Source organism: Tardiphaga robiniae (genome assembly GCF_013359755.1).
Taxonomy (GTDB): Bacteria; Pseudomonadota; Alphaproteobacteria; order Rhizobiales; family Xanthobacteraceae; genus Tardiphaga; species Tardiphaga robiniae.
Map to the genome: position 1 here is coordinate 510,632 of NZ_JABMCJ010000094.1, position 21,689 is coordinate 532,320.

The 21,689-nt window shown below is 62.9% G+C and carries 25 protein-coding genes; 19 read left to right on the plus strand and 6 right to left on the minus strand.

Annotation, left to right across the window (positions count from 1 at the left end; all coding sequences use genetic code 11):
• Positions 1 to 24 precede the first annotated feature (24 nt).
• The 9 genes from rbfA (at position 25) to HP556_RS28760 (ending at position 8,010) form a co-directional block, all read left to right on the plus strand.
• Positions 25 to 441, plus strand: coding sequence for a 30S ribosome-binding factor RbfA (gene rbfA, locus HP556_RS28720; RefSeq protein WP_068734171.1), 417 nt, complete (start codon positions 25 to 27; stop codon positions 439 to 441).
• The gene (gene truB, locus HP556_RS28725) at positions 438 to 1,598 is read left to right on the plus strand and encodes a tRNA pseudouridine(55) synthase TruB (RefSeq protein ID WP_093757901.1); all 1,161 of its coding nucleotides are present in this window, start codon (positions 438 to 440) and stop codon (positions 1,596 to 1,598) included. The genes rbfA and truB overlap by 4 nt, the downstream gene beginning before the upstream one ends.
• Before the next feature lie 2 nt (positions 1,599 to 1,600).
• Complete coding sequence (rpsO, locus tag HP556_RS28730; RefSeq protein WP_068734145.1) at positions 1,601 to 1,870, plus strand: 30S ribosomal protein S15; 270 nt, start codon at positions 1,601 to 1,603, stop codon at positions 1,868 to 1,870.
• A gap of 323 nt (positions 1,871 to 2,193) precedes the next feature.
• Entirely contained in the window at positions 2,194 to 4,341 is a 2,148-nt protein-coding gene (gene pnp / locus HP556_RS28735) for a polyribonucleotide nucleotidyltransferase (protein ID WP_089266441.1), read from the plus strand.
• Positions 4,342 to 4,509: 168 nt separating this feature from the next.
• Positions 4,510 to 4,962, plus strand: coding sequence for a MarR family winged helix-turn-helix transcriptional regulator (locus HP556_RS28740; RefSeq protein ID WP_093757902.1), 453 nt, complete (start codon positions 4,510 to 4,512; stop codon positions 4,960 to 4,962).
• Between the two features lie 29 nt (positions 4,963 to 4,991).
• A complete protein-coding gene (locus HP556_RS28745) occupies positions 4,992 to 5,555 on the plus strand; it encodes an isochorismatase family protein (RefSeq protein WP_089266445.1) in 564 nt (187 codons plus the stop codon).
• Position 5,556: 1 nt separating this feature from the next.
• Positions 5,557 to 5,886, plus strand: coding sequence for a hypothetical protein (locus HP556_RS28750; RefSeq protein WP_089266447.1), 330 nt, complete (start codon positions 5,557 to 5,559; stop codon positions 5,884 to 5,886).
• Positions 5,883 to 7,127, plus strand: a complete 1,245-nt coding sequence (locus HP556_RS28755; RefSeq protein ID WP_175369429.1) for an MFS transporter — start codon at positions 5,883 to 5,885, stop codon at positions 7,125 to 7,127. Before HP556_RS28750 ends, HP556_RS28755 begins: the two co-directional genes overlap by 4 nt.
• A gap of 136 nt (positions 7,128 to 7,263) precedes the next feature.
• Positions 7,264 to 8,010, plus strand: a complete 747-nt coding sequence (locus HP556_RS28760; RefSeq protein ID WP_175369430.1) for a superoxide dismutase — start codon at positions 7,264 to 7,266, stop codon at positions 8,008 to 8,010.
• A 167-nt stretch (positions 8,011 to 8,177) separates the two neighbouring features.
• Here HP556_RS28760 and HP556_RS28765 read toward each other — a convergent pair whose 3' ends face one another.
• A complete protein-coding gene (locus tag HP556_RS28765; RefSeq protein ID WP_093758216.1) occupies positions 8,178 to 8,777 on the minus strand; it encodes a septation protein A in 600 nt (199 codons plus the stop codon).
• A 13-nt stretch (positions 8,778 to 8,790) separates the two neighbouring features.
• Positions 8,791 to 9,735: a signal recognition particle-docking protein FtsY gene (ftsY, locus tag HP556_RS28770; RefSeq protein WP_175369431.1), complete on the minus strand. Its 945-nt coding sequence runs from the start codon at positions 9,733 to 9,735 to the stop codon at positions 8,791 to 8,793.
• A gap of 163 nt (positions 9,736 to 9,898) precedes the next feature.
• On the opposite strand from ftsY, the gene HP556_RS28775 reads away from it, so the two are divergent.
• Positions 9,899 to 10,534, plus strand: a complete 636-nt coding sequence (locus HP556_RS28775) for an RluA family pseudouridine synthase (RefSeq protein WP_246297950.1) — start codon at positions 9,899 to 9,901, stop codon at positions 10,532 to 10,534.
• A gap of 3 nt (positions 10,535 to 10,537) precedes the next feature.
• Here the strand turns inward: HP556_RS28775 and dapF are convergent, their stop codons facing one another.
• Complete coding sequence (gene dapF / locus HP556_RS28780; protein WP_175369433.1) at positions 10,538 to 11,410, minus strand: diaminopimelate epimerase; 873 nt, start codon at positions 11,408 to 11,410, stop codon at positions 10,538 to 10,540.
• 195 nt (positions 11,411 to 11,605) lie between these two features.
• Between dapF and HP556_RS28785 the strand changes: the two genes are divergently transcribed.
• Positions 11,606 to 12,346, plus strand: a complete 741-nt coding sequence (locus HP556_RS28785; RefSeq protein WP_175369434.1) for a GyrI-like domain-containing protein — start codon at positions 11,606 to 11,608, stop codon at positions 12,344 to 12,346.
• 66 nt (positions 12,347 to 12,412) lie between these two features.
• Positions 12,413 to 13,120 (plus strand): SIMPL domain-containing protein, encoded by a 708-nt coding sequence (locus HP556_RS28790; protein WP_175369435.1) that lies wholly within the window; start codon positions 12,413 to 12,415, stop codon positions 13,118 to 13,120.
• Positions 13,121 to 13,288: 168 nt separating this feature from the next.
• Here the strand turns inward: HP556_RS28790 and HP556_RS28795 are convergent, their stop codons facing one another.
• Together HP556_RS28795 and HP556_RS28800 are read right to left on the minus strand one after the other, a co-directional pair.
• Positions 13,289 to 14,353 (minus strand): MBL fold metallo-hydrolase, encoded by a 1,065-nt coding sequence (locus tag HP556_RS28795; RefSeq protein WP_175369436.1) that lies wholly within the window; start codon positions 14,351 to 14,353, stop codon positions 13,289 to 13,291.
• A 109-nt stretch (positions 14,354 to 14,462) separates the two neighbouring features.
• Entirely contained in the window at positions 14,463 to 15,071 is a 609-nt protein-coding gene (locus HP556_RS28800) for an NAD(P)-dependent oxidoreductase (protein WP_093757908.1), read from the minus strand.
• Positions 15,072 to 15,176: 105 nt separating this feature from the next.
• On the opposite strand from HP556_RS28800, the gene HP556_RS28805 reads away from it, so the two are divergent.
• The 4 genes from HP556_RS28805 (at position 15,177) to rimM (ending at position 18,217) form a co-directional block, all read left to right on the plus strand.
• Complete coding sequence (locus HP556_RS28805; RefSeq protein ID WP_089266461.1) at positions 15,177 to 15,587, plus strand: winged helix-turn-helix transcriptional regulator; 411 nt, start codon at positions 15,177 to 15,179, stop codon at positions 15,585 to 15,587.
• Between the two features lie 199 nt (positions 15,588 to 15,786).
• Positions 15,787 to 17,304 (plus strand): signal recognition particle protein, encoded by a 1,518-nt coding sequence (gene ffh / locus HP556_RS28810; protein ID WP_175369437.1) that lies wholly within the window; start codon positions 15,787 to 15,789, stop codon positions 17,302 to 17,304.
• A 49-nt stretch (positions 17,305 to 17,353) separates the two neighbouring features.
• Complete coding sequence (gene rpsP, locus HP556_RS28815) at positions 17,354 to 17,686, plus strand: 30S ribosomal protein S16 (protein ID WP_089266465.1); 333 nt, start codon at positions 17,354 to 17,356, stop codon at positions 17,684 to 17,686.
• A 6-nt stretch (positions 17,687 to 17,692) separates the two neighbouring features.
• Positions 17,693 to 18,217 carry a ribosome maturation factor RimM gene (gene rimM / locus HP556_RS28820; RefSeq protein ID WP_175369438.1) on the plus strand — a complete coding sequence of 175 codons (525 nt, stop codon included), beginning with the start codon at positions 17,693 to 17,695 and terminating at the stop codon, positions 18,215 to 18,217.
• A 3-nt stretch (positions 18,218 to 18,220) separates the two neighbouring features.
• Here the strand turns inward: rimM and HP556_RS28825 are convergent, their stop codons facing one another.
• Positions 18,221 to 18,385, minus strand: coding sequence for a hypothetical protein (locus HP556_RS28825; protein WP_175369439.1), 165 nt, complete (start codon positions 18,383 to 18,385; stop codon positions 18,221 to 18,223).
• Positions 18,386 to 18,640: 255 nt separating this feature from the next.
• Between HP556_RS28825 and trmD the strand changes: the two genes are divergently transcribed.
• The 3 genes from trmD to leuC all read left to right on the plus strand — a co-directional run bounded on the left by trmD (position 18,641) and on the right by leuC (position 21,689).
• Entirely contained in the window at positions 18,641 to 19,399 is a 759-nt protein-coding gene (gene trmD, locus HP556_RS28830; protein ID WP_175369440.1) for a tRNA (guanosine(37)-N1)-methyltransferase TrmD, read from the plus strand.
• Positions 19,400 to 19,521: 122 nt separating this feature from the next.
• Positions 19,522 to 19,920 carry a 50S ribosomal protein L19 gene (gene rplS / locus HP556_RS28835; RefSeq protein ID WP_175369441.1) on the plus strand — a complete coding sequence of 133 codons (399 nt, stop codon included), beginning with the start codon at positions 19,522 to 19,524 and terminating at the stop codon, positions 19,918 to 19,920.
• A 353-nt stretch (positions 19,921 to 20,273) separates the two neighbouring features.
• Positions 20,274 to 21,689, plus strand: a complete 1,416-nt coding sequence (leuC, locus tag HP556_RS28840) for a 3-isopropylmalate dehydratase large subunit (RefSeq protein WP_175369442.1) — start codon at positions 20,274 to 20,276, stop codon at positions 21,687 to 21,689.

Consider the following 21,689-nt stretch of genomic DNA (forward strand, 5'->3'; position numbering starts at 1 on the left):
AATTTTGTTTTCGTAGGGAAACCGATGCCCAAGCATCACCAAAAATCTGCCGCGCCGGGCGGCTCGCAGCGTCAATTGCGCGTTGGCGAGCTGATGCGCCACGCGATTGCCGATATCCTGTCGCAGGGTGGGGTCCACGATCCCGTTCTGCAGACCACCATCATCACCGTGCCCGAGGTGAAGATGTCGCCCGATCTCAAGCTCGCCACCGTCTATGTGATGCCGCTCGGCGGCCAGAACACCGAACCGGTGCTGAAGGCGCTTGCGGCGAACAAGAGCTTCCTGCGAACCGAGGTCGCGTATCGCGTGAACCTCAAATACGCCCCCGATCTTCGCTTCCGCATCGATGAGCGCTTCGACGAAGCCGAGCGCATCGACAAACTCCTGCGCACGCCTGCCGTTGCGCGCGACCTCAAACCAGACTCGGACGAAAACGAATGACTGTGACGACCCCAGCCGCCGCCCTCGATTCACGTCTCGATGAAGCGGGCAATGGCGAGCCCACCCTGTCTCCGGCCGTGCAGCACGGCGACCACGGTCAGCAAGGTGACCGCGGCGGCAATGACCAGCGTCAGCATCAGGGCCATCGCGGCAATAACGATCCCCGCCATCAGGGCGGCAAGCAGCGTCAGCAGGGCCAGGTCCGGCGCGACAAGCGCGACGTTCATGGCTGGGTGATCCTCGACAAGCCGATCGGCATGACCTCGACCCAGGCGGTCGCGATCGCCAAGCGCCTGTTCCAGGCCAAGCGCGCCGGCCATGCCGGTACCCTCGATCCGTTGGCGTCCGGCGGTCTGCCGATCGCGCTCGGTGAAGCCACCAAGACGGTTCCGTTCGTGATGGACGGCCGCAAGCGCTATCGCTTCACGGTCGCCTGGGGCGAGGAACGCGATACCGACGACACCGAGGGCCGCGCGACCTTCACCAGCCCGAATAGGCCAACGGCGGACCAGATCCGGGCGTTGCTGCCGCAATTTACCGGCAATATCGAACAGACCCCGCCGCAATACTCGGCGATCAAGATCCAGGGCGAGCGCGCCTATGATCTCGCCCGCGACGGCGAGGTGGTGCCACTGGTTCCCCGACCGGTTGTGATTCACGAATTAGTCCTGACAGAACAGCCAGATAGCGACCATGCCGTGTTCGAAGCCGAGTGCGGCAAGGGCACTTACGTGCGTGCGCTGGCCCGCGATATCGGCCGTTTACTCGGCTGCTACGGCCATATCAGTGCGCTCCGGCGTACCCTGGTCGGACCTTTCGCCGAAGCCGACATGATTCCGCTGGAACAGTTGGAGGCTTTGTGCGATAGAGCCGCGTCTGGCGAGGGTAGCCTCGCCGACGCGCTACTGCCCGTTGAGACCGCGCTGGACGACATCCCGGCACTGGCCGTCACACGGGCGGATGCGGCAAGGCTCCATCGGGGCCAGGCCGTTTTGTTGCGCGGACGGGATGCGCCCGATTGTAGCGGCACAGTTTATGTCACGGTGGCAGGGCGATTATTGGCCCTCGCTGAAGTTGGCAACGGCGAACTCATCCCCAAGCGCGTGTTTAACCTGACCGGACTGACCGCCAGTTCGGCCCGCAAAGAAAGTAACTGACGATGTCGATTACCGCAGAACGCAAAGCGGAAGTCATCAAGACCAATGCCAACAAGACCGGCGACACTGGTTCGCCGGAAGTCCAGGTTGCGATCCTCTCCGAGCGCATTGCCAACCTGACCGGACACTTCAAGACCCACACCAAGGACAACCATTCCCGCCGTGGTCTTTTGAAGCTCGTCTCCACGCGTCGTTCGCTGCTTGACTACATCAAGCGCAAGGACGAGGCGCGCTACAAGGCGCTGCTCGAGAAGCACAACATTCGCCGCTAAGCGAAATCACGCGCGCAAAAACCCTTTGCGCGCGTTTTTTGTAGCGGAAGCCATGTGCGGCTTTCGCGATAACGTTCAGAAGCAATCCGGCAACTGGACGATGACGGGCAAGGTGCCCGTCGCGCGGCGCGATCCTCCAAAGATCCCCGCGACCATCGGAAGGATGGACGCCATTCAGAATACCAGAGCCATGGCAGGATCGCCGGACGCTGATTTCGCGACATCGCGAACAGCTTCTTGCCGTCTTGCGCATGGCTTTTGTGTTTTGGACTTCAGTGTTTTTGGCCGTCACGTCCTCCGTGAACCCATGAAAGAAACCTAAGATGTTTAATGTTCACTCCGTCGAGATCGATTGGGGCGGTCGTCCGCTCAAGCTGGAAACCGGCAAGGTTGCCCGTCAGGCTGACGGCGCCGTCATCGCCACCTATGGCGAGACCGTCGTTATCGCCACCGTCGTCGCCGCGAAGACTGCCAAGGATGGCATCGACTTCCTGCCGCTGACCGTCGACTACATCGAGAAGACCTACGCAGCCGGCCGCATTCCCGGCGGCTACTTCAAGCGCGAAGGTCGTCCGACCGAGAAGGAGACGCTGGTCTCCCGCCTGATCGATCGTCCGATCCGCCCGCTGTTCGTCGATGGCTGGCGCAATGAAACCCAGATCGTCGTCACCGTGCTGTCGCACGACATGGAAAACGATCCGGACATTCTCGCGCTGGTCGCCACTTCGGCTGCCCTGACGATTTCCGGCGCCCCGTTCCAGGGCCCGATCGGTGCAGCCCGCGTCGGCTTCATCAATGATGAATACGTGCTCAACCCGACCCTCGACGAAATGGCCGACACCAATCTCGACCTCGTCGTCGCTGGCACCGGCGATGCCGTGCTGATGGTGGAATCGGAAGCCAAGGAGCTCAACGAAGACGTGATGCTCGGCGCCGTGATGTTCGGTCACCGCCACTTCCAGCCGGTCATCAAGGCGATCATCGAGCTCGCCGAGAAGGCCGCAAAGGAGCCGCGCGAGGTCAAGACCATCGATGACAGCGAAATCGAGAAGGAAATGCTCGGTCTCGTCGAAACCGAGCTGCGCGCTGCTTACGCGATCCCTGTGAAGCAGGACCGCTACGCCGCCGTCGGTGCCGTCAAGGCGAAGGCGATGGCGCACTACTTCCCGGAAGGTCAGGAGCCGAAATACGACAAGCTCCGTATCGCCGGCGTGTTCAAGGAACTGGAATCGAAGATCGTTCGCTGGAACATCCTCGACACCAAGAAGCGCATCGACGGCCGCGACCTGACCACGGTTCGTCCGATCGTCGCCGAAGTTGGCGTGCTGCCGCGCGCCCACGGTTCGGCGCTGTTCACCCGCGGTGAAACCCAGGCGCTGGTCGTGACCACGCTCGGCACCGGTGAAGACGAGCAGTACATCGACTCGCTGTCGGGAACGTACAAAGAGACGTTCCTGCTGCACTACAACTTCCCTCCCTACTCGGTCGGCGAGACCGGTCGTATGGGCGGCACCAAGCGTCGCGAAATCGGCCACGGCAAGCTCGCCTGGCGCGCAATCCATCCGGTTCTGCCGGGTCACCACGAATTCCCGTACACCGTGCGCGTGGTGTCGGAAATCACCGAGTCCAACGGTTCGTCGTCGATGGCATCGGTTTGCGGTGCTTCGCTGGCGCTGATGGATGCGGGCGTTCCGATGAAGCGTCCGACGGCGGGTATCGCCATGGGCCTGATCCTCGAAGGCGCACGCTACGCGGTTCTGTCGGATATCCTGGGTGATGAAGATCACCTCGGCGACATGGACTTCAAGGTGGCTGGTACCGATACCGGCATCACCTCGCTGCAGATGGACATCAAGATCGCCGGTATCACCGAAGAGATCATGAAGGTCGCTCTGGGCCAGGCCAAGGAAGGCCGCATTCACATTCTCGGTGAGATGTCGAAGGCGCTCAACAACGCCCGTGCCGAGCTCGGCGAATACGCGCCGCGCATCGAGACCTTCAAGATCGCCACCGACAAGATCCGTGAAGTGATCGGCACCGGCGGCAAGGTGATCCGCGAGATCGTCGAAAAGACCGGCGCCAAGGTCAACATCGAAGACGACGGCACCGTGAAGGTGGCCTCATCCGATGGTGAGTCGATCAAGGCTGCGATCAAGTGGATCAAGTCGATCGCTTCGGATCCGGAGCTCAACGCGATCTATGAAGGCACCGTGGTCAAGGTCATGGAGTTCGGTGCATTCGTGAACTTCTTCGGCGCCAAGGACGGTCTGGTTCACATCAGCCAGCTCGCCGGCGGCCGCGTGCAAAAGACCTCCGACGTCGTCAAGGAAGGCGACAAGGTTAAGGTCAAGCTGCTCGGCTTCGATGATCGCGGCAAGACGCGTTTGTCGATGAAGGCGGTCGATCAGGAGACCGGCGAAGACCTCGAAGCCAAGCAGAAGGCTGCCGAAGGCGCGACTGCAGCGGAGTAATTTTCGCGACATTGCGAAGTACGAAAGGGCGGCCGAGAGGCCGCCCTTTTTGTTTAGCGGCAAGACACCTGCCCCCATCACTGCGAGGTTTGAAACGACACGGCGATGTGATCGGCAGATATGAAGCTTTCCTTTGTAGTTTTCCTTCGTATCCTGTAGTCCGAGGTCATGACGGACCATCATGACAACCCCGAAGATGCCCGGGCGCTGGCATTGGCGACCGAGATTCGCGACCTGATCGGTCAGGTGAAGCGCAGATTGCGTGAAAAGGCCGGCATCGGCGACCTGACGATGTCCCAGGTGGCGGTGCTGAGCCGGCTGGATCGCGACGGCCCGGCGACGGTGACCCACCTTGCTCGCGCCGAGGGCGTGCGGCCGCAATCCATGGGCGCCACGGTGGCGGCGCTGGAGACCACCGGGCTGGTCAGCGGCACCCCGGATCCGAATGACGGTCGCCAGACCATTTGGGCGCTCACCCCCGCCTGTAAGGAATGGATCCGTGTCGGTCGCGCCGCCCGTGAGGACTGGCTGTTCCACGCCATCCAGAAAACCCTGACCGCCGTGGAGCAGGATCAGCTCGCCGGCAGCATCGGGTTGCTCAAGCGCATCGTCGACGCCTGATCGCGCCGTCGCATTCAAAGGAGAGCTCCATGGCCCTCACCATGCTCGATCCGAACACCGCACTTATTGTCGTCGATCTGCAGCAAGGCATCGTCGCGCTGCCGACGGTGCATCCGATCGGGGACGTCGTGAAGCAGACACGTGTGCTGCTCGACGCGTTTCGCGTCCGCGAATTGCCGGTCGTGCTCGTCAACGTGGCCGGCGGTGCGCCGGGCCGCACCGAACAGCTGCGCCGATCGGTGCCGCTTGCCGAGGACTGGACCGATCTCATCCCTGAACTAGATCAGCAACCCCGCGATATCACCGTGACCAAGCACAGCTGGGGCGCGTTCGCCACGACCGATCTCCAACAGCAACTGAAGTCGCGCGGTGTCACGCAAGTCGTCATCGCCGGTGTTGCGACGGGAACCGGTGTCGAAGCCACTGCGCGCCAAGCCTATGAAGCGGGCTTCAACGTCACGCTCGCCGTCGATGCGATGACGGATATGCGCGCCGAAGCGCATGATTGCAGCATCGCCAACGTCTTCCCCCGTCTCGGTGAGACCGGCACCACGCAGGACGTCATCAACCTGCTCGACAAACGGAGTGCGTGAGATGCTTTGGCTTCATTATCTCGCCTGGTTCTTCGGTGGCGCTTTCCTCATCAATGTGATCCCGCACCTCGTGAGCGGCGTATCCGGCCGGCCGTTTCAAAGTCCGTTCGCGAAGCCGCCGGGCAAGGGACTGTCGTCCTCGACGGTCAACGTGATCTGGGGCTTCGTCAACCTGGTGATCGGCTATCTCCTCGTCGTCCGCGTCGGCGATTTCGATCTGCATTCCACGATCGATGTCACCGCTTTCGGTCTTGGCGCTCTGCTGATGGCGATCTTTACGGCGCGGCTGTTCGGGCGCCTTCACGGCGGCAACACACCGCTCGGTTCATGAGTATATCGGCCACCGGTACGTTCCGCTCGCTGCGCGGTTTCAACTATCGCATCTGGGCAGGTGGTGCGCTGGTGTCGAATATCGGCTCGTGGATGCAGCGCACCACGCAGGACTGGGTGGTGCTCACGCAACTCACCGACAACAACGCCACCGCGGTCGGCATCGTGATGGCGCTGCAGTTCGGGCCGATGCTTCTGCTGTTGCCATTCACGGGCTATGCCGCCGATCATCTGGATCGCCGCAAGCTGCTGATCGCGACGCAGGTGGCGATGGGGCTGCTGGCGCTTGGGCTGGGACTCCTTCTCCTCAGCGGTCACGTGCAGCTCTGGCATGTCTATGTGTTCGCGTTCCTGCTCGGCTGTGTTGCGGCCTTCGATTTTCCGGCACGGCAGACCTTCGTCTCCGAACTGGTCATCGAGGCCGATCTGTCGAATGCCGTCGCGCTCAACTCGACCTCGTTCAACGCGGCGCGGATGATCGGTCCGGCGGTTGCTGGCCTCTTGATTGCCCATGTCGGCTCCGGATGGGTGTTCATTCTCAATGCGGTCTCGTTCATGGCGGTGCTTGGCTCCCTCATGCTTCTGCGCGCCGATGAGATGTATCCGGCGCAGCGTTCTGCAGGTGGCCGCGGCAGTCTGGTCGAAGGCTTTCGCTATGTCTGGAAACGGCCGGACCTGAAAGCCATCTTGCTGATGCTGTTCCTGATCGGCACCTTCGGTTTGAACTTTCCGATTTTCATCTCGACCATGTCGGTCACGGCATTTCATGCCGGCGCCGGTCAATATGGCGTCCTGACATCGGTCATGGCGATCGGGTCGGTGATCGGTTCGCTGCTGGCAGCGCGGCGCGACAGGCCGCGCATCGGTCTTCTGATCGTCGGTACCGCTGTGTTTGGTGCAGGCTTCGTCCTCGCCGCCGCGATGCCGAGTTACTGGTTGTTCGGTCTCACGCTGATTGTCATCGGTATTGCAGCTCAAACCGTGACCACCTCGACAAGCAGCCTGGTGCAGCTCTCGACCGAGCCGGCCATGCGTGGTCGCGTGATGGCGATCCTGCTAGCCATTGCACTTGGTGGTACGCCGATCGGTGCGCCGATTGTCGGCTGGGCCGCTGATCGATTCGGTCCGCGCTGGGCGCTAGCCATCGGCGCGATCTCGGGAATGGCTGCGGCCCTGGTCGGCCTGCATTATCTCCTGAAGCACCGCGACGGCCAACGCAGCGTCCGGCCCGGTGGATCATGATTCGCCCCATGTGAGACGGTATTTCAGACCTGTGATGTGCTATGTCGCGCTGCGTCACAATGCCCGCACACGAAACTGCCAGAGATGCGGTGCGTATTTGCCAGACGTAGCAGTTCATATTCAAGGGAGAAGCCCCATGTCATCGATGTCCCGACGCCATCTCATGCTCGTTGCGACCGGCATCGCTGCCGCGGTCGTCGCGCCCCGTCTTGCTTTCGCCCAGGCGGCTGCGCCGGCCACCCCTACTGCCGGCAATGCGCCATTCATCCTGCCGCCGCTGACCTATCCGGTCACGGCGTTTGAACCGCACATCGATGCCAAGACGATGGAGATCCATCACGACAGGCATCACGCCGCCTACGTTGCCAACATGAACAATTTTGCCAAGGATACCCCGGTGATCGGCGAGAAGCCGCTGGTCGAGGTGCTCGGCAATCTCAACAGCGTGCCTGACGCGATCCGCACCGGCGTGCGCAACAATCTCGGCGGCCATGCCAACCACACCATGTTCTGGCAGATCATGGGCCCGAATGGCGGCAAGCCGGAAGGCGATGTGCTCGCGGCGATCGATCGCGACCTCGGCGGCCTCGAGAAATTCCAGACCGATTTCAACGCCGCCGGCGGCCGTCAGTTCGGTTCTGGCTGGGTGTTCGTGATCGTCGACAAGGACGGCAAGCTGTCGATCGAGACGCGTCCGAATCAGGACAATCCGATCATGGACGGCAAGCGCGCGCTGATGGGCAACGACGTCTGGGAGCACGCTTATTATCTGACCTACCAGAACCGTCGCGCTGATTATCTCAAGGCGTGGTGGAATACGGTCAACTGGACCAAGGTCGGCGAGCGCTATGCGGCGGCAAAGGCCGGCACGCTGGCGGTGTGATGTTTTCCTTCTCCCCGCTTGCGGGGAGAGGGTGGCGCGGACGAAGTCCGCGACGGGTGAGGGGGAGCTAGCGAGTGAAACACTGGCTCCCCCTCACCCGGATTACTCGCTGCGCTCGCAACCCGACCTCTCCCCGCAAGCGGGGCGAGGTTAAGTAAGAGCCGTTTCTACTTCCTCAGATCGCCTTCGTCCGCCGTGCTCTCCGCGAGCGTAGCCGGCTCGATGCCGTAGCGCTTGATCAGCGGCATCTGCGCCACCGCGAAGACCATGGTCAGCGGGATGACGCCGAACGCCTTGAAGGCTACCCAGAAATCCGTGCTCTGGGTGCGCCAGATCGCTTCGTTCAGAAGCGCCATGGCGAAGAAGAACAGCGCCCAGCGCTTCGTCAGCGCACGCCAGCCTTCGTGTGTGAGATTGAACATCTGGTCGAACATGATGGCGATGAAGGATCGGCCGAACAACAGGCCGCCGCCGAGGATCGCTGCGAACAGGCCATAGATGATGGTCGGCTTGACCTTGATGAAGGTCTCGTCATGCAGCACTAGCGTCAGCGTGCCGAACACCAGCACGATGACGGCGGTGACAAGCGCCATAATCGGCACATGCCTGACCACGACATAGGACGCGATCATCGCCGCGACGATCGCCACCATGAAAGCGCCTGTCGCGACGAACAGGTTGAACTTCGCATTGGCGACGAAAAACACGATCAGCGGGCCGAGCTCGGTGGCGAGCTTGAATAGCGGGTGCGGCTGCTTCTTGTCGATCACGTCAGTCATATCAGCTTTCAATTCCTGCAATCGCCTGCGCGAAATCCCTGGCGGTGAATGGCGCGAGATCGTCGATGCCTTCGCCGACGCCGATGAAATGCACCGGCAGTTTGTACTTTTCCGACAGTGCCACGAGGATGCCGCCGCGCGCGGTGCCGTCGAGCTTGGTCATCACAAGGCCGGTGACGCCAGCCGTACGATGAAACGCCTCGACTTGCGACAGCGCGTTTTGTCCCACTGTGGCATCGAGGACCAGCAGCACCGCATGGGGCGCCGAGGCATCGACCTTCTTGATGACGCGCACGACCTTCTCGAGCTCGACCATGAGTTCGGTCTTGTTCTGCAGGCGGCCGGCGGTGTCGATCAGCAGCACGTCGCGTTTGTCGTCGCGAGCCGCGGTGACGGCGGTGAAAGCGAGGCTCGCGGAATCCGAACCCTGCGCACCGGCGATGACCGGCACCTTGTTGCGCTCGCCCCAGACCTTGAGCTGCTCGATGGCTGCCGCGCGAAACGTATCGCCGGCGGCGAGCATCACCTTGCGGCCTTCGGCGGAGAAGGTGGACGCCAGTTTGCCGATGGTGGTGGTCTTGCCGGAACCGTTGACGCCGACCACGAGGATCACGAACGGCTTGTGCGAAGTATCGATCACCAACGGCTTGGCGACCGCCGAGAGCACTTTCTCGACTTCGGTGGCCACAACGGTTTTGACCTCGTCGGCGGAGATCGCCTTGTCATAGCGGCCATGGCCGACGGCGGCGGAAATCCGCGCCGCCACTTCGGTACCCAGATCGGCGCGCAGCAGCACATCCTCGATATCCTCGAGCATGGCGCGGTCGAGCTTGCGCTTGGTCACGAGGTCGGCGACCGCGGTGCCGAGGGCGCTCGAGGTGCGCTTCAGCCCGCCGGAGAGCCGTCGCCACCAGCTCAGTTTTGGCGTTTCGGGAGTGTCGCTCATGTCGGGGGTGTGTTAGCCGTTTCGCGCCATGATTCAAAGTATGACCAGTGAAAGTGACGAAGACGTAAGCTTGGAGGCCGAGCCCCGGCTGGAACCCCGCACCGATGCGGTGGAGCTGACCGAGGCCGAGATTCTGGCGCGGGTGCTGCACCGTGACGGCCTGATGCTGGTGATCGACAAGCCGGCTGGCCTGCCGGTGCATCGCGGCCCCAAGGGCGGCGCCAATCTGGAAACATCGTTCGAATTCCTGCGCTATGGCCTGCCGCGTGCACCGGTTCTGGCACATCGGCTGGATCGCGACACCTCGGGCTGCCTGGTGCTCGGCCGGCACCGCAAGGCGACTGCGTCGCTGGGCCTGCTGTTCAAGCACAGCCGTATCCGGAAGACCTATTGGGCGGTGGTCGAGGGCGGCCCTGTCGAAGATTCGGGCGTGATCGACATGCCGCTCGGGCGGCTCAATGCCGACCGGGGCTGGTGGATGAAGCCGGATCCCGAGGGGCTCAAGGCCGTCTCGAATTTCACCGTGCTCGGCCGCGGCGGCGGCATGAGCTGGCTGGCGCTGGAGCCGGTGACGGGTCGCACGCATCAGCTCCGCGTGCACTCGGCATCGTCAGGTTTTCCGATCGTTGGCGACAACATCTACGGCAACGGGCCAAGATTTGGCGAGCCGACGCTGCATCTGCATGCGCGGGAGATCGTGATTCCGATTTCGCGCAATAAAGACCCGATCCGTGTCGTCGCACCGGCCCCGCCGCATCTGCATGAGCGGCTCAAGGCGTGTGGCTGGAACGGGGAGTAGGGCTTAGGCGACCGAAGCGAACAGCTTCGGATCGAACGTACCTTCATATTCAAACGCGGCCGGCCCCGTCATCAGCACGTGGTCGTCGCTCTCGCGCCATTCGATGGTGAGTTCACCGCCGGGCAGTGTCATATGCACGGTGCGATTGGTCCGGCGCAGGCGAGCGGCGGCAACAGCGGTTGCGCAAGCCGCGGAGCCACAAGCCTTGGTGAGGCCGGCGCCGCGCTCCCAGGTGCGCATCGCGATGTGATCGCGATCTACGATATGGGCCAGCGTGATATTGGCGCGGTCCGGGAAGATCGGGTGGTTTTCTAAGAGCGGCCCGAACTTTTCGAGATCATAGGCCTGGATGTCGTCGACCCAGAAGATCGCATGCGGGTTGCCCATCGAGACCACTGACGGGGTGTGCAGGATGGGCGCGTCGATCGGGCCGATCTGCAGCTCGATGCCGCGGGTGTCACGGAATTCCTCGGCCAGCGGAATGTCCTGCCAGCCGAACTTCGGCGTGCCCATGTCCACCGTGTAGAGATCCGGCGTCGGGCCCTGCCAGCAATTGATCAGGCCGGCCTTGGTCTCGAAAGTCAGCGCCGTCTTGTCGCCGCCGGCAAACGTCTGCCGCGCCACGCAGCGCATGCCGTTGCCGCAGGCGCCGGCCTCGGAGCCGTCATTGTTGTAGATCGAGACGAAGGCGTCGGTGCCGGCCAGCCGGGGCTTCTGCAGCACCATCAACTGGTCATAGGGCACGCCTTCGGGGGTGGCCACAGCGCGGGCGTCGGCAGGCGTGATACCGGATGCCGTATCGCGCAGGTCGATCACGACGATCTCGTTGCCGATGCCGTTCATCTTGGCGAAGGAATGGTTGGCCAGTGCGCTCATGCTCGGTCCCGTTGATCTCAGCCTTATATGGCGAGCCCGGGCAGATTGGCCAGTGCGGCGATTCTGTGTCGGCTGTTTTGAATGGCCCTGCGCAATTTGGGGAGGGGACGAAAGCTGCGGCTGCGTGTTACCATGGTGCCGTATCGCGCATGTTGCCGGACGCTGCGCTGCAGGATGTCACAGGAGACCCTTCGAATGACCCGTTCTCGCCTGTCCCGCCTCGCCACTGCGGCGCTGATCCCGGCAGCCGCGCTGACGCTGAACGCCGCGGCCTGGGCACAATCTCCGCCTGCCACGCCGCCAGCGGCAAGCTCCCCGGCCACCCCGCCCGCGCCGGCGACACCAGCTCCGGCGGCAACGGCTCCCGCCACACCCGCTCCCGCCACGCCGGAGACGCCGGCCCCCGCCGCGCCGGCAACGCCGCCCGCCGCGGCGCAGGCGCCTGCAACGCAACCTGCGCCTCAGGTCCAGGTTGCCGATCCGTTCGGCGAGGAAATCACGCTGTCGCCGAAGCAGATGGTGACGTTCGTCGGCAAGGCGAATTGGGATTCGGCCTTCGATACGCTGATGGATGCGTTCAAGCAGATCACCACCGTGCTCGACAAACAGGGTGTCAAATCATCCGGCAACCCAATGATCGTCTATACGACTACCGACGACACTGGCTTCACCTTCCTCGCGGAAATCCCGGTCGATCAGGAGGTGAAGAACCTGCCGAAAGCGATGAAGATGGGCCTGTCGCCGGATGGTAAGGCGCTGAAGTTCGTCCATCGCGGCTCCTACGACAATATGGACAACACCTATGAGGCGATCACCAATCACCTCGACGACAAGAAGTTAGAGGCGAAAGATACGTTCATCGAGGAATACATGACCGACCCCTTGAAGACGGCGGAAGACAAGCTGGTCATCAATGTCTATGTGCCGCTCAAGTAGTCGAGCCGTAGCTCTGTCATAGCCTCTGGTCATAAAGAAGCCTTGGACGGTCGCGAGAGAATGGGCATGACAAATCATTTCGCTCTCGCTTCGCTGGCCGTTGCGCTTATCGCCACTCCTGCGCTCGCGCAGGTCAATCCACCGCCGGTGATTTCCGTCTCCGGCGAAGGCACCGTCTCGGTGCCGCCCGATCTTGCTGTCGTCGATGGCGGTGTCACGACTGATGCCAAGACCGCACGCGAGGCGGCAGAGGCCAACAATGCCGCGATGGCCAAGGTGCTTGCGGCCCTGAAGAGCGCCGGCATTGCCGAGAAGGACATGCAGACATCGCGGCTGTCGCTGTTTCCGCAGTATGCGCAGCAGACCCGTCCCAATCCTGGCCCCAATGTCATCTCGGGCTATCGCGCCAGCAACCGCGTCACCATCCGGGTGCGCGACGTGACCAAGGTGGCCGGCACCATCGACGCGCTGGTGTCGTCGGGTGCCAATGAGGTCGGCGGCATCAATTTCATGGTGACCAAGGCGTCGCAACTGCTCGACGATGCGCGCAGCGACGCGATCGCGGATGCGCGGCGCAAGGCGGAGATTTACGCCAAGGCTGCCGGCGTCAAGCTCGGCGCGCCGATCAGCATTTCCGAGGACTCCGGCAGCGCGCCAGCGCCAATGATGTTGCGCAAGATGGGCGCCGATGTGGCATCGGCTCCGGTGGCGCAAGGCGAGGAAGTGCTGCGCGTGAATGTCAGCGTGAGCTGGGAAATCAAGCCGGCGCAGTAACTACAAACTCGGTCATGGCCGGGCAAAGCGCGAAGCGCGGCTTCGCCAGATGTCCCGGCCATCCATGCCTTAGTCTTCAGTCTTCGCTAAAGACCTGGATGCCCGGCACATCTAGCGAAGCTCGCTTCGCGCTGGCCGGGCATGACGACCGAGAGGTCTGTGCCGTTCCTAAATCTCCACCACCTGTCCCGGCTTCAGCGCCATAAACTTCTCGCTGGGCAATTCTGCCGCGCTGCATGCGGCGGCCAATCCCTTCACCGGTCCGTCGATCGCCTCATCGGTGAGCTGGAATGTGCTGTGATGGCTGGCCAGCGCCTGCTGCGCGCCGCAATCGCTCAGGGCCTTCACGGCGTCTTCCGGATTCATGTGCTGGTCCTTCATGAACCAGCGCGGCTCATAGGCGCCGATCGGCAGGATCGCGAGCCTGATAGCACCATGGGCTTCGCGCACGCGGCGGAAGTGCAGGCCGTCGCCATAGCCGCTGTCGCCGATGATGTAGATCTTGCCCGCCGGCGTCTCCAGCACGAAGCTCGCCCAGAGCGACTTGTTGCGGTCGAACAGGCCGCGCGCCGTCCAGTGCCGCGTCGGCACCAGCGTGACGGCAAGGCCGTTGCCAAGCTCGACGCGATCTGTCCAGTCATAGGCCTCGGCTTTGATCGCGCTGTCGGCGCTCTTCATGGTGATGTCATTGCCAAGCGGCGTGATCACGCGCGGCGCAAATTTTGCGGCGAGCTTTGAGAGCGTCGGAAGATCGAGATGGTCGTAATGACCGTGCGACACCAGCACGATGTCTATTTTCGGCAGCTTGTCGAACGCGATGCCCGGTGCGGTGTGGCGCTTCGGCCCGGCAAACGAGAACGGCGAGACGCGGTCAGACCACACCGGATCGAATAGGATGTTGATGCCGGCAGTCTGGATCAGCCAGCTCGCGTGACCCACGTAACTAAAGCGAACGCCCGTGCCCTCGATCTTGGCCGGCGGCGTATCGGCAAATTCGTTCTCGACCCAGTCGGGCCAGACCTCGCGCGTACGGCCGCCGCCGAATTGCCACCGCAGCACTTCGCCGAGCGACTTGGGCGGCACGCCGTCGGGATCGAAGAAGATCTTGCCGTCGAAGTGATCGGAGACGGGGCCGTCATAATTGGTCATGCGGGAAGCCCAGAAGGCCGACAGCCCAGCGGCTGCGGCGAGACCGCCCAGCGACGTCAGAAGGCGGCGGCGGGTGAGAATCATGGAGCTGGATCAAATCCGGTGGGACGACGGGCTGCGCCCAACGAGGCGCAGCCCGCATCAGATGGAATTTGTCAGTGGATTCCGCAACCCGCGCCGATCCTTTGTTCGCTCAGTAGCCGACGGTGAACCGCTTGCGCGTATGCGCAGGCGTCTCGATCTCGTCGGCCATTGCGATGGCATAATCCTCAAAGGAAATGCTGCTGCCCTTGTCGTTGGCGAGCAGTTGATCGCCGCCAAGCCGGAATGTCCCGGTGCGCTCGCCCGGGATGAACAGGGCCGAGGGCGACAGGAAGGTCCAGTTGAGCTCCTTGTCGTGGCGCAGGATGTCGAGGAACAGGCCGCCCACCGCGGCCTCGGCCCGGTATTCCGCCGGAAATCCCGGGGTCTCGATCAGCTTCAGGCCGGGAGCGACTTCGAGGCTGCCGGCGCCGCCGACCACCAAATAGCGCGGAACGCCCGCCGCCTTCACGGCCGCGATCAGCTTGTGCGGGTCGCTGACGAGGAAATGGATCGCGCTGACGGCGACGTCGTGGCCCTTCAGGGCGGCAGTGAGACCGGCAACATCGTTGGCGTCGGCCTTCAGTGGCGTCACCCCGGCCAGAACAGGGGCTTTCTCCGGGTTGCGGGCGATGGCGGTGACGGTATGACCGCGGCGGGACAGTTCAGCGACAATCTGCGAGCCGGCGCGGCCGGTGGCGCCGATCAGGGCGATTTTCATTTGATATCTCCATGTAGTAACCAATAGAAACTTGCTATTCATTTCGGCAGTAGCTGTGAAGAAGGCACTTTTGCGTTAGCTGGTTACCCCGAGGAGACCGCCGCCATGCAGACCGATATCGAAAGCGCCGCCCAGCGCTGGAAAGCCGGCAACGTCTATGCGAGCAGCTGCCCAACCCGGCTGGTTCTGGACCGGATCGCCGATAAATGGGCGGTTCTGGTGCTTGGCCTGCTCACGGACGGCCCTGTTCGCTTCAACCAACTGCGGCGGCAGATCGAGGGAATCTCGCAGAAAATGCTGTCGCAGACCCTGAAAAGTCTGGAGCGCGATGGCCTGGTGAGCCGCAAGGCGATCCCCACCGTGCCGGTCACGGTCGAATATGCGATCACTCCGCTCGGACGAACCCTGTCGGATACCGTCGATGCGCTGCGGGTCTGGGCTGAAAACCATATGGGCCAGGTGCTTGAGGCACAGCAGCACTATGATGCCGGCGGAACCCGGAGCGCGGCCGCCTGACCAGGCGATCGCCCTGCAAACCTTGACTTATCGGGCTCCAGCACTGTAAATCCCGCCACTTCTCGAAAAGTTCTCTTTTCGACCCGCCGACCGGTCCTGGAGACCGGAGGTCAACGCCCGACAGCGCGATGCGCCCTCGGGCGCAAAAGTGTTTGGTTATTTGCCATCATGGGGATGGCACGAGCGGAAGCGACAATCGATGTTCGACAGTCTGTCGGAACGGCTTGGCGGAATTCTCGATCGGCTCACCGGGCGCGGTGCGCTGTCGGAGGCTGATGTCGATGCCGCCATGCGCGAAGTCCGCCGGGCGCTGCTCGAGGCCGACGTCTCGCTCGACGTGGTCCGCAGCTTCATTGATCGTGTCCGTGAACAGGCCATCGGCGCCACCGTCGTCAAGTCGGTCACCCCCGGCCAGATGGTCGTCAAGATCGTCCATGACGAGCTGGTCGCCACGCTCGGCGCCGACGGTGAAGGCGGCATCGATCTGCAAGCCGTGCCACCCGTCGCCATCATGATGGTCGGTCTGCAGGGTTCCGGTAAAACCACCACCACTGCAAAGCTCGCCCGCCGTCTCACCCAGCGCGACAAGCGCAAGGTGCTGATGGCCTCGCTCGACGTCTATCGTCCGGCCGCCATGGAACAGCTCGCGGTGCTCGGCCGCGATCTCGACATCCAGACGCTGCCAATCGTCGAAGGGCAAAAGCCCGCTGACATCGCCAAGCGTGCGCTGTCGGCCGCCAAGCTTGGCGGTTACGACGTCGTGCTGCTCGACACCGCCGGTCGCACGACGCTCGACGAAGAGATGATGTCGGAAGCGATCGAGATCAAAGCGATCGCCAATCCGCATGAAGTGCTGCTGGTCGCGGATGCGTTGACCGGTCAGGACGCCGTCAATCTCGCGCGCTCCTTCAACGAACGCGTCGGCCTTACCGGCATCGCGCTCACGCGCGTCGACGGCGATGGCCGCGGTGGTGCTGCACTCTCGATGCGTGCGGTCACCGGCAAGCCGATCAAACTGATCGGCACCGGTGAAAAGACCGATGCACTGGAAGACTTCCATCCGAGCCGTATCGCCGGCCGCATTCTCGGCATGGGCGACGTGGTGTCGCTGGTCGAGCGCGCTGCTGCGAATATCGACGCCGAGAAAGCTGCGCGCACTGCCGAGCGCATGCGCAAGGGTCAGTTCGATCTCACCGATATGCGTGAGCAGCTGATTCAGATGACCAATATGGGCGGTCTCTCCGGCCTGATGGGCATGATGCCCGGCATCGCCAAGATGAAGAACCAGATCGCCTCCGCCGGTCTCGATGACCGCGTGGTGAAGCGCCAGATCGCAGTCATCGATTCGATGACGCGTCAGGAGCGCAAGAATCCCGACATCCTCAAGGCCAGCCGCAAGAAGCGTATCGCTGCCGGTGCCGGCCTCAAGGTCGAGGAAGTCAACAAGGTGCTGAAGATGCACCGGAACATGGCCGACATGATGAAGGCCATGGGCTCCGGCAAGCGCGGCCCGATGGCCGGCATCGCGCAGGCCATGGGCTTCGGCGGCGGTGGCATGCCGTCGCCCGAACAGATGAAGGCGATGGCCGAGAAGATGCCGGGCGGGATGCCGCAGGGTATGCCGTCATTGCCAAAAGATTTCCCGGGCCTGTCGGGCCTGGGCAAACCGACGCTGCCGGGACTCGGCGGCTTTCCCGGTCTCGGGAAAAAGAAATAACGCGACCCATTCAACTCACATTCAAATCGAACACACTTAGGAGAATCCCATGTCCGTCGTTATCCGCCTCGCCCGTGCAGGCACCAAGAAGCGCCCCGTCTATCACGTCGTCGTCGCCGACTCGCGTTTTCCCCGCGATGGCCGCTTCATCGAGCGTCTTGGCTACTTCAATCCGCTGCTCGCCAAGGACAATGAGCTGCGCCTGAAGCTCGACCTCGACAAGACCAAGGCCTGGATCGCCAAGGGCGCACAGCCGTCGGATCGCGTGGCTCGCTTCCTCGACGCCGCTGGCGTTCAGAAGCGCGAAGCCCGCAACAATCCCGAGAAGGCCGTGCCGCGCAAGGAGCGCAAGGCCAACGCTGAAGCCGCCGCCAAGAAGTAAGGCGGAATGACCTCCGCGCAAATCTGCGTCGCGCGCATCGGCGCGCCGCATGGTGTGCGCGGTCAGGTCCGGCTGTGGACCTTCACCGAAGATCCATTCGCCGTGTGCGACTACGGTCCGCTTGCCACCAAGGACGGTAAGCGGAGTTTCGAGGTCGATGATGTGCGCGAGGCCAAGGGTCATCTGGTCGCGACGCTGAAAGGCGTCGCGTCCCGCGAAGACGCCGAGCGCCTCAATGGCGTCGAGCTCTATGTGGCGCGCGACGCGCTGCCCGACACCGAAGACGATGAATATTACCACGCCGACCTGATCGGCCTCGCTGCGGTCAATGCCGCGGGCGATGCGATCGGCCGTGTCGTCGGTATCCATAATTTCGGCGCCGGCGATATCATCGAGATCGCGCCGCTAGAGGGCGCGACCCTGCTGTTGCCGTTCACCAATGCGGTGGTGCCGACCGTTGACCTCGCGGCGGGCCATGTCGTGATCGAATTGCCCGGTGAGATTATCGGCGACGACCCCACCGCGGCGTAAGGCTTACGCTTTCAACGCTTCTGCAATCGTTGTTGCGAACGGCGTCGTCTTCCGCCCGATCAGCTTACTCAGCGTATGGCTGTCATCGAACAGCGCGCCGTCGGCTGCCGCCGTGTTTGACGTCGCGATCAGCTCCGCGAGTTCTTCCGGAAGGCCCGCATTGAGCATGATGGCCTTGAATTCGGCTTCCGGCAGACGAACGTATGGGACTGTTTTGTCGCTCTGCTTTCGGTCGAATATCGGCTGTCGCCGCTGGGACAATCGGCCCTCGGGCCGCTGGCCGGCCTGATCGACTGGGCTTCGCGGAGATCAAGGCCGCTCGCGCCGCCTTCGATGCCGGTGACACCAGCGAGCAGATGTCGGCGGCCTGACGCGGCGATCGCCGGGGTTTGACGCCTCGCGCCGGACGCGCGATGGAAGGCCATGACTTCCGATCCTTCATCCGCGCCATGGCGCGCGACGGTGCTGACGCTGTTTCCGGAGATGTTTCCGGGCCCGCTGGGCATCAGCCTTGCCGGCAAGGCGCTGGCTTCCGGCCTGTGGGCGCTGGAGGCGCGGGACATCCGCGCCTCGGCCACCGACAAGCATCGCAGCGTCGATGACACGCCTGCCGGCGGCGGACCGGGCATGGTGCTGCGCGCCGATGTGCTGGCGGCGGCGATCGATGCGGTGGATACGCAGGACCGTCCCAGGCTGGTGATGAGCCCGCGCGGTCGGCCATTGACCCAGGCGCGGGTGGTGGAGCTGGCGGCCGGGCCGGGGCCATTGATCGTCTGCGGCCGCTTCGAGGGCATCGACCAGCGGGTCATCGACGCCCGGGCGCTCGAGGAAGTCTCGATCGGCGATTACGTGCTGTCCGGCGGCGAAATCGCCGCCATGACGCTGATTGATGCCTGTGTGCGGCTTTTGCCGGGGGTCATGGGCAAACTGGCTTCGGGGACCGACGAGAGTTTCTCCGATGGGCTACTGGAATACCCGCAATATACCCGCCCGCAGGTTTTCGAGGGCAGCCCCATCCCGGATGTCTTGATTTCGGGCGACCACGCGAAGGTTGCCAAATGGCGACTGGCCGAGGCGGAGGCGCTTACCCAGGAGCGCCGGCCCGATTTATGGGCGGCTCGCCCGAAAGCCCCGGAATCGGGCAGAAAGCGAAAACCGCCAAAAATCACGACGGGTGAGTGACAGAGACGGGTGACAACGGCTTCGCTTTCCCGTATAGCAGCGCCAAATCCGTGCAATGGCAGGGTAAGAGTTTCGAGCGCAGCCCGCGCAACGTCTGGGCGCGCCGCTGATGGAGATTTTCGATGAACCTGATTCAGACGCTTGAAAAAGAGCAGTTCGACCGCCTTTCCGCCACCAAGTCGATCCCGGAATTCGGTCCCGGCGACACCCTCATCGTCAACGTGAAAGTTGTCGAAGGCGAGCGCTCCCGCGTGCAGGCCTATGAAGGCGTCTGCATCGGCCGCAATGGCGGTGGCATCAATGAGAGCTTCACCGTTCGCAAGATTTCCTACGGCGAGGGTGTCGAGCGCGTGTTCCCGCTGCTCTCCCCGATGATCGACTCGATCAAGGTTGTGCGTCGCGGCAAGGTGCGTCGCGCCAAGCTGTATTACCTGCGCGATCTGCGCGGCAAGTCGGCCCGCATCGTCGAGAAGAAGACCGAGCGTCCGGCCAAGGTCGCTGCTACGGCTGCTGCCAAGTAATTTTCCGCACCATCGAATGTGCGAGGCGAAAAGCGCGGCGCAAGCCGCGCTTTTTTGTTACGTGAAGACTGCATACCTCCGTCGCATTGGCGTCGTGATCGCTGAGTGCTATATGACTGGAATGTTTCTAGACCTGCACCAGCACGCTTTGCGTATCGTCATCGACGATCATAGTCGGCTGCCCGGTCGCTTCTTCGGTCGCTTCACCACGTCGATCGTGGGCGCGCTTAGAAGCGCGTGAGCAATCTCACGCGTTTCTTTTCCCGTTTCTCAGTTGCGCGCTTTGCGCCGCCGATGCGGCAATCGTTTAGCAGCACGCAACTGGCCCACGTTTTCTTTCGAGGCCTGATCTCATGACTGATTCTGCAAAGCCGACCACCCTGTACGACAAGATCTGGAACGACCATCTGGTCGAGGAAGCCGCCGACGGCACCTGCCTGCTCTATATCGATCGCCATCTGGTGCACGAAGTGACGAGCCCGCAGGCATTCGAAGGCCTGCGCGCCGCCGGCCGCCGTGTGCATGCGCCGGAGAAGACGCTCGCGGTCGTCGATCACAACGTGCCGACCACCGATCGCACCAAGCCCAATCCCGATCCGGAATCGACCGAGCAGATCGCGACTTTGGCCGAGAACGTGCGCGAGTTCGGCATCGAATATTACAACGAGTTCGACAAGCGCCAGGGCATCGTCCACGTCATCGGTCCCGAGCAGGGTTTTACGCTGCCGGGCACGACGATCGTTTGCGGTGACAGCCACACCTCGACGCACGGCGCATTCGGCGCGCTGGCGCATGGCATTGGCACGTCGGAAGTCGAGCACGTGCTGGCGACGCAGACGCTGATCCAGAAGAAGGCGAAGAACATGCGCGCTACCGTCGACGGCAAATTGCCTGACGGCGTCACCGGCAAGGACATCATCCTGGCCATCATCGGCGAGATCGGCACCGCCGGCGGCACCGGCTATGTGCTGGAATATGCCGGCGAGGCGATTCGTGCGCTGTCGATGGAAGGCCGCATGACGGTCTGCAACATGTCGATCGAAGGCGGCGCCCGTGCCGGCCTGATCGCACCTGACGAGAAGGCCTATGAATTCCTGAAAGGTCGCCCGATGTCGCCGAAAGGCGAGATGTGGGAACAGGCCGTGCGCTACTGGGAAACACTGCGCTCCGACGAAGGCGCGCATTTCGATCACGAGATCCGTCTCGATGCGGCGAAGCTGCCGCCCATCGTCACCTGGGGTACCTCGCCCGAGGACGTCATCTCGATCACCGGCAAGGTGCCGAATCCCGCTGACATCGCTGATGAAGCAAAGCGTCTCTCCAAGGAGCGCGCGCTGGCCTATATGGGCCTGACGGCAGGCACCAAGATCACCGACATCAAGCTGGATCGTGTGTTCATCGGCTCCTGCACCAATGGCCGCATCGAGGACTTGCGCGCCGCGGCCAAGGTCGTCGACGGCAAGACCGTCAATGGTCATGTCTCGGCGATGATCGTGCCGGGCTCGGGTCTGGTGAAGGAACAGGCGGAAGCCGAAGGTCTCGACAAGATATTCCTGAAGGCCGGCTTCGAATGGCGCGAGCCGGGCTGCTCCATGTGCTTGGCGATGAACCCCGACAAGCTGGCGCCGGAAGAACGCTGCGCCGCCACCTCGAACCGCAACTTCGAGGGTCGTCAGGGCCACAAGGGCCGTACCCATCTGGTGTCGCCGGCGATGGCGGCTGCGGCTGCGATCGCGGGGCACTTCGTCGATATCAGGGAGTGGCACTGA